The organism is Methanocrinis sp. (assembly GCF_049974945.1).
Lineage (GTDB): Archaea > Halobacteriota > Methanosarcinia > Methanotrichales > Methanotrichaceae > Methanocrinis.
The window spans coordinates 1-12,837 of record NZ_JBNGCU010000013.1 but is presented as its reverse complement, the minus strand read 5'-3'; the positions used below and the strand labels follow the sequence as shown (position 1 = coordinate 12,837).

Annotated in this window: 16 protein-coding genes and 1 tRNA gene; 2 read left to right on the top strand and 15 right to left on the bottom strand. The window is 61.1% G+C overall.

Annotated elements, in window-relative coordinates; genetic code table 11:
- Position 1: 1 nt before the first annotated feature.
- The 14 genes from ACP5EL_RS02460 to ACP5EL_RS02395 all read right to left on the bottom strand — a co-directional run bounded on the left by ACP5EL_RS02460 (position 2) and on the right by ACP5EL_RS02395 (position 9,924).
- Positions 2-862: an ABC transporter permease gene (locus ACP5EL_RS02460; RefSeq protein WP_428400855.1), complete on the bottom strand. Its 861-nt coding sequence runs from the start codon at positions 860-862 to the stop codon at positions 2-4.
- A complete protein-coding gene (locus ACP5EL_RS02455; protein WP_428400872.1) occupies positions 852-1,835 on the bottom strand; it encodes an ABC transporter permease in 984 nt (327 codons plus the stop codon). The genes ACP5EL_RS02460 and ACP5EL_RS02455 overlap by 11 nt, the downstream gene beginning before the upstream one ends.
- A gap of 368 nt (positions 1,836-2,203) precedes the next feature.
- Positions 2,204-2,971: a YkgJ family cysteine cluster protein gene (locus ACP5EL_RS02450; RefSeq protein WP_428400854.1), complete on the bottom strand. Its 768-nt coding sequence runs from the start codon at positions 2,969-2,971 to the stop codon at positions 2,204-2,206.
- 48 nt (positions 2,972-3,019) lie between these two features.
- Positions 3,020-4,336 (bottom strand): NfeD family protein, encoded by a 1,317-nt coding sequence (locus tag ACP5EL_RS02445; RefSeq protein ID WP_428400853.1) that lies wholly within the window; start codon positions 4,334-4,336, stop codon positions 3,020-3,022.
- Positions 4,333-5,109 carry a slipin family protein gene (locus ACP5EL_RS02440; RefSeq protein WP_428400852.1) on the bottom strand — a complete coding sequence of 259 codons (777 nt, stop codon included), beginning with the start codon at positions 5,107-5,109 and terminating at the stop codon, positions 4,333-4,335. The genes ACP5EL_RS02445 and ACP5EL_RS02440 overlap by 4 nt, the downstream gene beginning before the upstream one ends.
- Before the next feature lie 125 nt (positions 5,110-5,234).
- A complete protein-coding gene (locus ACP5EL_RS02435) occupies positions 5,235-5,384 on the bottom strand; it encodes a 30S ribosomal protein S27ae (protein ID WP_428400851.1) in 150 nt (49 codons plus the stop codon).
- Between the two features lies 1 nt (position 5,385).
- Complete coding sequence (locus tag ACP5EL_RS02430) at positions 5,386-5,691, bottom strand: 30S ribosomal protein S24e (protein ID WP_428400850.1); 306 nt, start codon at positions 5,689-5,691, stop codon at positions 5,386-5,388.
- A 1-nt stretch (position 5,692) separates the two neighbouring features.
- The gene (locus tag ACP5EL_RS02425; protein WP_428400849.1) at positions 5,693-6,229 is read right to left on the bottom strand and encodes a GTP-dependent dephospho-CoA kinase family protein; all 537 of its coding nucleotides are present in this window, start codon (positions 6,227-6,229) and stop codon (positions 5,693-5,695) included.
- 2 nt (positions 6,230-6,231) lie between these two features.
- The gene (gene spt4 / locus ACP5EL_RS02420) at positions 6,232-6,417 is read right to left on the bottom strand and encodes a transcription elongation factor subunit Spt4 (RefSeq protein WP_428400848.1); all 186 of its coding nucleotides are present in this window, start codon (positions 6,415-6,417) and stop codon (positions 6,232-6,234) included.
- Positions 6,414-6,986: a DNA-directed RNA polymerase gene (locus ACP5EL_RS02415; protein WP_428400847.1), complete on the bottom strand. Its 573-nt coding sequence runs from the start codon at positions 6,984-6,986 to the stop codon at positions 6,414-6,416. Before ACP5EL_RS02415 ends, spt4 begins: the two co-directional genes overlap by 4 nt.
- Entirely contained in the window at positions 6,986-7,369 is a 384-nt protein-coding gene (locus tag ACP5EL_RS02410) for a PIN domain-containing protein (protein ID WP_428400846.1), read from the bottom strand. Before ACP5EL_RS02410 ends, ACP5EL_RS02415 begins: the two co-directional genes overlap by 1 nt.
- A gap of 50 nt (positions 7,370-7,419) precedes the next feature.
- Positions 7,420-8,670: a translation initiation factor IF-2 subunit gamma gene (locus ACP5EL_RS02405; RefSeq protein WP_428400845.1), complete on the bottom strand. Its 1,251-nt coding sequence runs from the start codon at positions 8,668-8,670 to the stop codon at positions 7,420-7,422.
- Between the two features lie 227 nt (positions 8,671-8,897).
- Positions 8,898-9,656 carry a hypothetical protein gene (locus tag ACP5EL_RS02400; RefSeq protein ID WP_428400844.1) on the bottom strand — a complete coding sequence of 253 codons (759 nt, stop codon included), beginning with the start codon at positions 9,654-9,656 and terminating at the stop codon, positions 8,898-8,900.
- Positions 9,657-9,699: 43 nt separating this feature from the next.
- A complete protein-coding gene (locus tag ACP5EL_RS02395; RefSeq protein WP_428400843.1) occupies positions 9,700-9,924 on the bottom strand; it encodes a transcriptional coactivator p15/PC4 family protein in 225 nt (74 codons plus the stop codon).
- 109 nt (positions 9,925-10,033) lie between these two features.
- Here ACP5EL_RS02395 and ACP5EL_RS02390 point away from each other — a divergent pair, with 109 nt between their 5' ends.
- A complete protein-coding gene (locus tag ACP5EL_RS02390) occupies positions 10,034-10,831 on the top strand; it encodes a 2-amino-3,7-dideoxy-D-threo-hept-6-ulosonate synthase (protein WP_428400842.1) in 798 nt (265 codons plus the stop codon).
- 329 nt (positions 10,832-11,160) lie between these two features.
- A tRNA-Met gene (locus ACP5EL_RS02385) sits at positions 11,161-11,238 on the top strand.
- Between the two features lie 115 nt (positions 11,239-11,353).
- Here the strand turns inward: ACP5EL_RS02385 and ACP5EL_RS02380 are convergent.
- On the bottom strand, positions 11,354-12,837 hold a 1,484-nt coding region (locus ACP5EL_RS02380), incomplete at its 5' end, for a NosD domain-containing protein (protein ID WP_428400841.1).

The following is a 12,837-nucleotide window of genomic DNA, read 5'->3' as shown; positions in this document are numbered from 1 at the left end:
GTCAGATATCTCCTTCGTGGTGGTGGGGCTCTTGAAGCCTGGGGTCGAGGGCAGCCTCCAGGGAATAGCCGGTGAAGCTCAGCCCGATCAGGGTGGTGGAGAGGGCGAGGCCCGTCGGCAGAAGCCACCACTTCCAGACCTCGAGATAGGTGAAGACCCTCGCGTACTGCATCATCTTCCCCCAGCTCATCACTGAGGGGTCGGAGATGCCGAGAAAGGAGAGGCCCGCCTCCATGAAGACCGCCCTCCTCGCATCCTGGATCATGATCGCCACCAGGATCGGTCCCAGATCCGGGATTATGTGGCGGAAGAGGAGGTGAGACCAGCCGGCCCCGAAGGTCCTAGCGGCGGAGATGTGCATCCTCTCCTTCAGGGTGAGGGTCTGGGCCCTGATCACCCTCGCGCCCCCGGGCCAGGAGAGGGCGGAGAGGAGGAGGATCATAAGAAGGACGTTCGGCCGCAGGTAGGCTGCCACCAGGATGATCACGATCACGTCCGGTATGGCCATGGTGGCGTCGACGATCCTCATCCAGAACCGGTCGTAGAGGCCGCCGAAGATCGCCGCCGTGCCGCCGACCAGGACGCTGATGAGGGCCGAGAGGAGGGCGACTCCGAACCCCACGGAGAGAGAGGTCCTGGCGCCGTAGAGGAGCTGGGTCCAGATGTCCTGCCGGGCGTCGTTGGTGCCGAGCCAGTGATCCTCCGAGGGGCGGCTGAAGGCAGGAGTGTCCGTATTCTCCCGGGGCGAGTAGGGCGAGAGGACCGGGGCGAAGAGCGCCAGGAAGACCACCAGGCCGATCAGTAATAGGCCCGCCTTTCCCACCTTGCTCTCGGCCATCTCGTGCCAGACGTTAATGTGCATGGCTCACCCTCGGATCGAGCTTGGAATAGAGGAGGTCCACCAGGAGGTTCGCCGCCAGGACCGCCACCGTCACCATCAGAAGTATCCCCTGGATCAGGGGGTAGTCCCTGGTGAGGAGGGAGTTGTAGAGGAGCCATCCGACCCCCGGATAGGAGAAGACGATCTCGACGAAGAGGGCTCCTGTGATCAGGTGGGGGATCAAGAGCCCCGTCGCCGTCACCACCGGGAGAAGGGAGTTTCGGCCGGCGTGCCTGTACTTGATCTGCCCCTCGGAGCAGCCTTTGGCTCGAGCCGCGAGGATGAAGTTCTCTTGGAGGGTGGTGATCATGGTGTTCCTGGTGAGAAGGTACGATGAGGTGACCCTAACCAGGACTAGGGCGGCGAGGGGGGCGAGGAGGTGGTGGGTGATGTCCAGGGCGAGAGGGAGCCCCCCCAGGCCGCTGTAGGGGGTGAGGGCCCCGGATAGGGGAACCATTCCCAGAACCACCCCGAAGATGAGGAGGAGGAGTATCCCCATGAAGAAGTCGGGAAAGCCGCTGAGGAAGATCAGACCCGCGAGAAGCATCTTGTCGGTGCCCCTTCCCCTCCGGTAGCCGGACTCTATCCCCAGGATCAGGCCCGCCAGGGTTGATATGACGAGAGCCGTGCCCGTCAGAAGGAGGGTCCAGGGCAGAAAGTCGAGGATCACCGCCAGAACCTCTTGGTTGTAGTAGTAGGAGTGGCCGAGGTCGCCGGAGAGGAGGGCGAGGATGTACGCCGCAAACTGCTGGCCCATCGACTGGTCGAGGGAGAACCTCGCCACCAGCTCCGCCTCCAGCTGGGGCGTCATCGCGAGAAGCGCCTCCTGGCCGTAGATCGCCTGGAGGGGATCGCCGGGCATCATCCTCGGGAGGATGAAGTTGAGGGTGAGGATGATGGCGAAGGCGATGAGGCGGTTGGAGAAGAAGGCCCCCTGCCTGAGGACTGCCATCATTCTGGCTGCCGCCTTCTGAAAGTCCCATCCCACCTTCGGGCTATCCAGGTGGCGCTTATGAATATCCTGCATCGAACGATCCATCCTGATCTTTCTCACCGGCTATCTTAATAAATTCCGTTTAATATGGTGCTTAATTTCTCAAGGGTTTACCTAATAGAGTCATTATTTATGAAACTTTCCCGAATCGTATGCAGATCAAACTATCAAGCTGATGTTTGATAACACAAAATATTTTTCAGATTAACAATTTAGGCCGTTGATAACATGGAAAAAGGTGCGATTCGAACATCCTGATCGTTCAGGATGGCAAATTGGGATGATCTTCGTTTCTATCCTTCACCTATTCACCTGACGGCTTCGATGAATTAGAGATCTCTAGCTGACGGACACCAGCTGGCGGGGGGCTCGCCTCCGGCGGTCCGGGGCGATAGGAGGGGAAAGGCTCTGCAGACGATCGGCCTTGCGGCATGGATTTTGCAGAGGCTTCTGTCCTGGTCGAAGAAGGTACAGGGAGAATCCCTCTTAACCGACCAGGCCCGGTGGTCCCCTACCTCGACCAGGGCCGCATACTTTCGGATCGTCTTTCTTATGCCGATCTCGAGGAGGGCAGAGATCCTCTCCACGTCCTGGGGCTCCAGGCTTATGGGGCTTGAGAGAGTACAGCACCTCCCGCACCTCCCACATTCGAATTCGGTGTGGACCCCGTAGAGATGGGATCCCCGGTCCGGGTCGGGGGCTTCGGGGTCGAGGCCGACGCCTCCCATCAGCTGGATCGCCTCCATCACCCTTCGATGGACCCGGGGCGGGTTGAAGGCCGCCGGTAGCCAGGTGGGAGAATCAAAGGGCCTCTGGACGTAGGAGACGGGCAGGTCCAGAAAGATGCCGTCGAGGTGATAGGCGGTCCTGGAGATCGGCGACCAGAAGACCCTTCCTTCGGAGACGAGGGCGATGAGGGCCTCGCTCGCCTCCTCCGAGAGGCCGGGCGCGACCACCAGGTTCTCGGCGCAGGTGACGGCCCCGCCTCCGTCCTCGCCGAAGGCTCTGGCTATCCGGGCAGAGGTGACGTGCCTCTCCGAGCGGATGAGCCTCTCCATCTCTCGCTTCAGATCTGCGGTGCCAGTTCTGTAGGTCACGCTTTCCCTGATGACGGAGGTGATAAATAACCTTCTCGGGGCCCGCACCTACTCCTTTGGCCTCACCTTCAAAACCATCCTCTCCTTTCCCACCACCTCGACGATCTCCCCAGCCTCGATCGGCTCTGCGGCCTCTGCGGCCCAGTACTCGCCGTTGTAGATCACGTGCCCCTTCGGATCGATCCTGTCCAGGGCCTCAGCCACCTCCAGCTCCATCTTCTCGGAGTAGGTGGGCCTTCTTCTCGCCTCCGCCACCTTGTAGAGGGCGAAGACGAAGAACGCCCCGATGACGATGGTGGGCGCGATCAGGGCGAGGAAGGCGTCGATCTTGTACTCGGCGGGGGTGTACCAGTCCGGCGAGCCTATGGGGACGAGGAGGATCGACCCGGTGATCATGCAGGCGATCCCCGCCGCGCCCAAAAGGCCGAATCCGGGGCTGTTCAGCTCGACCAGGAGGAGGACGATCCCGAGAAGGATCAGGAACAATGCCCCCAGGTTCACGGAGAATCCGAGGCCGATGAGCCCCAGGGCGAGGGTGATGACTCCGACCAGCTCCGCCCCCAGGCCGGGGTTGGAGAGGCCGAAGATCAGGGCGTAGAGGCCGACGATGAGGAGAAGCCCCGCCAGGAGTGGGTCGGAGAGGACGGCGAGGACCTGGAGCCGGAAGCTCGGCTCAAAGCGGACGATCTCCGCGCCCCTCGTGGCGAGGGTTCTGTTCTTCGCCTCCATGCCGTCGACCTCCACCATCAGGGAGTCGAGGTTCGGGCTCACTAGCTCAATCACCCCGTAGTCGAGGGCGTCCTCGGCGTTGAGGTTGAGGTTCGTGGTGACGAACTCTCTCGCCGCCGTCGTGTTCCTCCCGTGGACCCTCGCCTTCTCCTCGGCGAGGGCCACCACGGCGTTGATCACCTTGGTATCGTTCACCGGCTCGGTCCCCGTCGGCCCGATCGAGACGGGCTGGGCGGAGCCGATTATGCTTCCCGGAACCATCGCCGCGACGTCGGAGGCGAGGAGGATGATCGTCCCCGCGCTCCAGGCGGTGGCCCCGGAGGGGTAGACGTAACCGATGACGGGAAGGCTCGTCCTCTCGATCTGGCTTGTGATATCCTTCGTCTCGGCGAGCCCCCCTCCTGGGGTGTCGAGGGTGATGATGATCGCTTCGAAACCAAGCGCCTCAGCCTGGAGGATTGCCTCCGCGACGATCTCGTCGCTGGCTGGGGTGATATCGCCCTCCAGGGCGACGACCATCACGCCGGCCTCGCCCGAGACGGGGGGGGTTAGGCAGAGGATGGCGATGGTGGCCAGAAGGATAAAAGGGAGCAGTGGCCCGAAGAGGGCCGAGCCGTTCGCCGTTGAGGTCCTCATCTCTCACCGAAGGCCTTGGTGAGCCCCGCCACCGCACCCGTCGCCTCGCCGACCTCGCCGCCGGAGGTGACGACGATCATGTTCTTCTCCCTCGCTATCTCGGCGAGGGTCTGAAGCTCCCTCAGCTTGATCGCCACCGGCGCGGGCTGGTAGAGCTTGGCGGCCTCCACCATCCTCGCCGAAGCCTGAAACTCGCCCTCAGCCAGGATGATCCTGGACCTCTTCTCCCTCTCTGCCTCGGCCTGCTTGGCGATGGCCCTGAGCATCGACTCGGGAAGGCTCACGTCCCGGAGGGTCACAGCCGTGACCTTGATCCCCCAGGGGTCTGTCTGCCTGTCCAGGATCTCCTGGAGCTTGACGTTCAGCTCTTCGCGCTTCGATAGGAGTTCGTCCAGCTCGATCTCGCCGAGGACGTCCCTCAAGGTCGTCTGGGCGAGGAGGCTGGTCGCGACCCTGAAGTTCTCGACCTGAATGACGGCCCGGTCGGGGTCCACGACCCGATAATAGAGGACGGCGTCCACATCCACCGTCACGTTATCCTTCGTTATGACGGCCTGCTTCTGGACGTCTATCGTCACGATCCGGAGGTCGATCGTCATCGCCTTATCTATCACCGGGATGATTATCGTGATCCCCGGTCCCTTGATACCGCTGTAACGGCCCAGTCTGAAGACGACGAGCCGCTCGTACTCGCGAGGTATCCTGATACCCTGATAGACTATCAGCAGGACTATGAGCAGAGGTACAAAACCGACTGATAATACGTCAACCACATAAACACCTTACAAAGGTTGATCCCAGGCGTTTAAATAACCGACGGAGGAGCTCTTCGCGATGGAAGGCTCAAAAGGGTGCGGCATGCCCCCTTCCCGTCCAGGAAGGGGCGCGGCAGAAAAGATCACTTCTTGAACTCGGTATATCCGCACTTTCCGCAGGCGAGCCGGTCCTTGTGCTCTCCGAGGAATACTCCGTTTCCACATCGGGGACAGATCTGCTTCTTCCTCTTTATGGAGTCGCCGCTGACCTCATAAAACTCGTTCGCCGCCATCCTATCCCGACTCCTCTGCCTCGGCGGCTGGTGCGGGCACGTTCCTGGCGATGACGTAAGCCCTCTCGACCTCTTTCGCCCTCTCCTCGCTCTCGTATATCTTTGCGTATCCCACCGTCTCACGCTTGCCGAACTCGGACCTGAGGCTGTCCACCATCACCTGGCCAACCTTGGAGTTCATGGTGGCTGCGATCTTGTCGATGACGCTCTTTCTTGAGGGCGTGGGCCCGTCGTGCTCGACGACGAACTTGACCTCTCTCCGATTCAAAATCGGGTTCTCTTTCTCTTCGATGACCTTGATCTCCATCTCAATCCTCCACAATCATCTTGTCCATTATGCTCTTGGCGTATTCCTTTCTCTCGGGGGTCACCACCACGGCGACGCTCCCCTCGTTCGGCTGGCCGTAGACGACCGTCGAGCCGAGGGGTGCGTAGAGGATGGCTGGGAGCGTGGCGAGGTCCTCCTCGCCCTCGACGACGATCTTGACCCTCCGATCGCCAGCCAGAAGGTCCCTTATCACGTCGATGAGCTCCTGGGTGAGGGTCGCCGCGGGGTTGTTCACCTCGATCCTCTCGTAACTGTCGAGCTCGCCTATCCCCCGCTGAACATGCTCGGGCACCGGCATCCTTTTTGTCTTGTTGTCCACGATGCAGATGTCGGGCTTTCTGCCGGACGAGGAGAGAAGGCAGAAGGTGGTGACGTCGCCGACGGCGATCACCTTCGGCGCGAAAGCGAGCAGATCCTGCATCGGATCTATGCACTCCTGGCCCCGTCCTTTGAAGAGTTTTCCAAGGGGGGGCCTGAGATCGGAACGGAGCTCCTCGGGAAGACGCAAGAGCTTCAAATCTACCGCACCTTCAGGGCGTATCTTCCAGGAAGGGTTATCCCCAGCTTCTTTGCGATTTCGGACTCTTTGGGGTCGATGATCACGACGTAACCGCTCCAGTCCTTGCTCAGAGAGGAGGAGCCGCAGATGGGACAGACCAGACCCTCGACTATCCTGTGACACTCCCTGCAAGCCTGCTCGGTCATTTCGATTCAACCTCTGCCTCTTCCCTTCGCCGAGCGGCCTCAAGCCACTCGATCTTTCCCAGGCCCGTCTGCCTCATGGTGAGGCCGATCTTGCTCTCTCTGGGCTCCTTCTCGTTGAGGCTGATGGCTATGATCCGCGCGCGGACCCGGTCGCCCTCGCCCAGAGATTTGTTCGACTCTTTGCTCGCGAGCCGCGCATTCTTCTCATCGTACGATATATACTCGTTGGTGATCTGGCTCACGTGAAGCAGCCCGTCGAAGGGCCCGATCCCTATGAAGGCTCCGAACTTCACGATCTCCACCACCTCGCCCTCGACGATCTCCTGCATCTCCGGCTTGAAGACGATCGCATCGAAGGTCGCATCGTAATAGACCGCCCCATCTCCCGCCAGGATCCTTCCTTCGCCGATATCGTCCACACTCAGCACCGCGACGACGGTGCCCAGGGTCTTGTCCACCCTGGCCTCGTACTTGTTGCGCAGCGCAATCTCCACCGCGTCTTCGAGGGGATCCCCCATCTGGCCGGGAGGTATCCTGACGATCCCCTCCAGCTTCATCTTCTTATACATCAGAACTCCTTTCCGCTTGCGATCTCCAGGCGTCGTCTCTGGCGCAGGTGTATAACGGTAACACCTCTAGTAGATAACTTTTTCTTCAGTTCCTTGTCGTTGGTGAAGACCGCGGCGCCCTCATTCTGGGCGAGGTCGACCAGGCAATCGTCCGCCTCGCCGGAGGCCTCCACGATCTCGCACCCGCTGGCCAGCGCGAGGCCGACCCTGGCGGCGGTCCGGTCCCTCCGGGAGTCGGCGACCCTCGCGAGGGCCTCCAGCTCGGAGAGGACGGGGCTTGGAACCAGGAAACTGCGGTATCCGAGCTCCTCCAGCTCTCTGAAGACGTCCAGCCCGAACTGGCCGGGAACCATGAGGGCGTTGGTGTCGAGGAGCACCTTCACGCGGCCGCAACACCCCCTTCGAGAGATCGGATCAAGAGATCCAGATCGTTCTATTTGTTGATGGTGCCTACGCCGATCAGACGCCACCGCGCACCGACCCGCCTGCTTACAGCAACCCGATCGCCGACGGCGGCGCAGACCGGTCTTCTCAGCTGGACCTCCACCATGCTCCCCTCCCTAGCGCTGGAGACGACCCCGACGGTGGTGGCGGTGCCGACGTTCAGCATCAAGGGCTCGCTGGTGTGGATCGGCTCGACGTCCGCCTCGTCGGTGGCGCCCACCACCCTTTCCAGGAGCCTTATCTTCATGGTGAAGCTGTTCCAGACCGGCGGAAGGGACCCAGGCTCTCCCGCCACCTGGCCCACCAGAATGTCGCTCTTGGTGAGGGCCGGATCTAGCTTGGTACCTACCCCGATCAGTCCGCCGGGGGTGACCTCCTCCTGGGGCCCACCTCCCGCCATCAGCGCCGTCACATTGGTGTTGATGGGAACCCACTGCTTTCTCCCCTCCGCCTCCACAGACCTGCCGGGCTTGATCTCGAGAGGGTCGCCGGGCTTGAGCATACCCTGGGTGAGGGAACCGCCGATAACACCGCCGACGATCTTTCCGGGCAGGGTTCCTGGCCGGTTGACGTCGAAGGACCGTGCTATCTGGATCAGGGCCGGCTTCTCCAGGTCCCTATCCGGCGTGGGGATAGTCTCCTCGATCGCCTGGATCACCATGTCGATGTTCACGTTCTGCTGGGCGGATATGGGGACGATGGGGGCGTTCTCGGCGACGGTCCCCTTGACGAACTTCTTGATCTCATCGTAGTGCTCGATCAGCCTCTCCCGAGAGACGAGATCAATCTTGTTCTGGACGATCACGATCTTGTCGATGCCGGTTATGTCCAGGGCCATGAGGTGTTCTTTGGTCTGGGGCTGAGGACAGGGCTCGCTGGCAGCGATTATCAGGACTGCGCCGTCCATGATGGCGGCACCCGAGAGCATCGTCGCCATCAGGGTCTCGTGGCCGGGAGAGTCTACGAAGGACACGGTCCTGAGGATCTCGCTCGGCGATTCGCAACCAGGGCAGCTCTCCTCCACGGTGTATGCCTCCGGCTCTGGGCAGTTTGGACATTTTCTGAAGGTGGCGTCGGCGTATCCGAGCCTGATGGAGATGCCCCTCTTCAGCTCCTCGCTATGTTGGTCGGTCCACACCCCTGAGAGGGCTCTTACCAGGGTTGTTTTGCCGTGGTCGACATGGCCCACCATGCCTATGTTCACGGCCGGTTTTTTATGCGGGTTGGGTTTGCTGGACAAATCGAGTCTCCTCTGATGATCTTGATGGCCACTAACTGGGAATGACTACTATATAAATGCTCAGGATTGAACGCGGTCGTCCCTTTTAGGCCCTAATTTCGGATGAGACAGGCCGAAGCAGTGGCTCTGGCGGCCCAAAGACAAATGTGGTCGATTTGGAACCTTCTGTGATCAAATAGAACGACTGGGCGGGGGGATGGATCAGGACGAGGGGTCCAAGAGATCGGTCAGACGTATCCCCGGTAGGCCTCCCTCACGCCCAGGGAGACCTCCCGAACGAAGAGGCGAAAAGACTGGATGGAGAACTTTGACCACCCCTCGAACTCGTCGTAGAGCTCGGCTCCGAAGGCCTCTTCCTCCGCATCTTCGCTTTTTTCGCCGAACCTCGCAAGGTCTGAGAAGTTCTCCTGGAGGTATATGAGAAGAGCCGTCTCTGCGTAGGGCTTGGGGACGACCGGCTGGGATTCGGATAAGGATATCATCAGCCTCTCCTCGTCGATCAGATCCTCAAGGGATATCTTGGACTTCTTGACCGAGGTCTGGTGGGCGAGCTGGCTGATCTCGAGCTTCTCGCCAGCAGAGAGCTTCCTCATCTCTCCGAAGGCCCTCTGGTAGAGCTTTCCCATCTCGAACTCGTGCTCGAGAGCGTAGGCGAGAGTTCTGTCGGTGACCTGGCTCAAATATTCGGAGTTCAGGGATATGACCGAGAACCACAGGCCCTGATAGTAGTAGCGCCGGTTCATGGCCACGGCGAAGTCGAGGGCTCCGGGACTGGATGAACCGATGGAGGGAAAGAAGGTGATGGCGTCGGTCTCCACCAGGATGTATCCGTCAGCCTCCTCGCCGCCGAGGTCCAGGATACGGTCCGGGGTTGATAGAGGTCGAAATACCCTGCAGGGGTCGGTCATCTCCTGGTACCTGCTGAGGATCATCTCCTGCTCACCGACCTCGGCTCCGGCCAGCTGGCCTGCCGTCTCCTTTGCCACCGAGAGGAGCCACTCCCTGTACTCCTGCTCGAAGCCGTCCCGGTTAATCGCCTTCTCCTCCCTCGGAGACCTCTATCTTCTCCAGGATCTCCTTGAAGGATCGCCACTGGTTGACGGGCACCCTGACTCCGTTCTTCGACCAGCCGGTGTACCTATCGCTGGTGACGTACTCCCTGATGTCGATCCCTGCAGAGCCGCGAAACTCGGTCCTTCGAACCACCAGCTCCGTCGTCTCGCTCTTTCTGATTCTGCCGAACTCCTGCTCCATAAGATCAGCTCCGGTGGATATCTGGCGTCAAAGTTATAAATATCGCGGCGTCAGCCTTATATATGATATGTGCTATCGTGTGCCATGTTAACATGAAGGAGATCGGCAATTGAGCGAGATTGGCAAAAGGGTGCGGATGGAGAGGATCATCGATCGGAACAGCGGAAACACCGTCATCATCCCCATGGACCACGGGATATCCGTGGGACCGGTCAAGGGGCTGGTCAACCTCTCGGAGATGGTGGACAGGGTGGCCGAGGGGGGCGCGAACGCCGTCCTCCAGCAGAAGGGGATGGTGAAGCACGGCCATCGGGGATATGGAAGCGATATCGGTCTCATCATCCACATGAGCGCCAGCACCGCCCTCGGCCCCGACCCCAACAACAAGGTCCAGGTCTGCATGGTGGAGGAGGCCCTGAAGCTGGGGGCCGACGCCGTCTCCGTCCACATCAACATCGGCTCTGAGACCGAGGCCGATCAGCTCAAGAAGCTCGGATCTGTCGCCGAGAGGTGCGACTTCTGGGGGATGCCCCTGATCGCCATGATGTACCCCCGGGGGGACAAGATCGCCGACCCCAACGGACTGGACGTGGTGGCCCTCGCCGCCCGGGCCGGAGCAGAGCTTGGGGCCGATATAATCAAGACGAACTACACCGGCGACCCCGATACATTCAGGGAGGTGGTCGCGGGCTGTCCCGTTCCCGTGGTGATAGCAGGCGGCCCCAAGACCGAGACTGACGAGGAGTTTCTGGAGATGATCAGAGGAGCGATCGACGCCGGTGGGCGGGGGGTGGCCATAGGAAGGAACGTCTTCCAGCACGACAGTCCGACCAAGATGACCAGAGCCGTCGCCGCCATCGTCCACCACGATCAAAGCGTCCAGGAGGCGATGGATATCCTGCGCTGAAGGGCGGGGTGAAGGAAAGCCCGCCAACTCCCGATCCCACATCCCAGAGCGCGGGCTTTGCATCAGCTCAATCCAGGTTCACAGTTCCTTTCTCGTTCCCAGTCCCCTCCTCATCTCCCCGGGGCGGCTGGCCTGAGGCGCCAACCCTCGCGATCGGCGCCTCCCGGGGCCCTGTGTCCCGACGGGCACTTTTGGACTGGAAAGGATGGAGGATCGGGTACGGACGACGACAGATGCGCCAGCCTCCCCTCACCCAAGAGGCAGGAAGGCGATGCACAAGCTTTATATGATGGGAGCGGGTTTGGAGTGTGTCGTGCTCAACCCGACGCAGCGGGGTGGGGTAGTCAGGAAATCCCGACGGGCTCATAACCCGTAGATCAGTAGTTCAAATCTACTCCCCGCTACCAAACTAAATTTTGATAAGGTTTTCAGAAGTGTCGTCTATCTCAGCTTTCAATCCTGAGGATCTTGAATCTCAAGATGAGGGATGAACGGCTCAGATCGGCCCTTTTCCCCCGGTCTTCAGCCGACGATCACCACATTGCTCGCTCCCATCAGCTTCCTGTAGACGTTATTCTCAAAGAACCGGAAGTCGTACCTGCCGGGCGTCGAGGGTGCCCTGAAGGTCATGGTGCCACAGGACCTTCCATTGGTCCACTGCATGTCGAGCATGTACTTGTCGGGCCTGGTCATCTCGTACATCCCTATGGCGGAGCTGGGCAGAGCGCCCCAGAAGGAGACGGTTATCGGCTCGCCGGGCCGGACGCTGGCGGGGGACGCCTTTATTCTCACCCCGGAGGAGGCCTCGACCTCGACGGGACCGCTCGCCGCAAGCCTGCCTGTGCCCTCCTCCCCGAAGAGCCGGAACTCGTAGATCCCGGCTGAGGAGGGCATGGAGAAGGCGAGGGTGCCGCTCTCGGTCCCCTCCAGGTACTTCCGGTAGATGGGGCCGTCGTCCTCCGACCCCGCCCGGTAGAGCCCCACCCAGTCCCCCTCCGAGCCCGGAGCGCCGCTGTAGCTCAGGTTGACCCGGTCGCAGGTGCTGGCGGAGGAGACGTCGGCGGCGAGGGCGGGGGTGGCAACGTTGAAGGATAGGGATACGATCTCCTCCCCCTCCTCCCCACCATCTCCCGAGCCCTCTCGCATGGAGAAGAGATAAGATCCCTCTTCGGAGGGCGCAATGAAGGCGAAGGTGCCACTGGAGCCGGAGAGGGGCTGGCTGGATAAGATCGTTCTCGATTCCGAGGCGACGAGATCCGCCCTTCCCGTGAAGTTCTCGGCGGCCTTGAAGCCGAGAGGGGTCTCCTCGCCGGGGGAGAAGCTCGAATGGTAGAGGATCAGCTCGAACTCGCCAGAGACGGCCCTGTACCTGCGGACCGCATCCTCCGAGGCGACTGGATGGAGGTCGAGGCTCGACCCGCCGGGGATCTCCCGGGGCGAGTCGCAGACGCCGTCCCGATCTCGGTCCCTGCACCCCTCCTCGATGGCGTCGAAGTCGTGGTAGTGGTTTCCTACCTCGCCGTCGTACCAGAGGTTGTCGCCGTCGTCGTACGCGTTCTGGCCGTTGTTGAGAAGCTCGTTTCCGCTGACTACGTTCTCCTGAAGGGCTCCTGCAAAGCCGATCTCGCTGACCGCCAGGGTCGAGGCCTCGGTCCTGGGCGTGTACTTTATCGAGACGCCTCCGGCGTCGGAGCCCGTGATGCTCTCGGAGACGTTGTTTCTGGCCATGTGGATCCCCTCACCGTTCTCGATGATCCTGTTGGAGAGGATCTCGTTTCCGCGGGAGGTCTCAAGAAATATCCCGACCTCGTTTCTCTCCAGCTCGTTTCTCTCGATCACGACGTCGCGGACGTCCTGGAGGAGGACTCTGATGCTGTTTTCGACCACCCGGTTATCCGCAACGGTGCAGCCATCGGCCAGGACCCGGATTCCGGCATCCCTCTCGCCGGGGCCGGAGCCGGTGACCTCAAATCCCATTATGACCGAACTCTCCGAGCGGAGGGTCA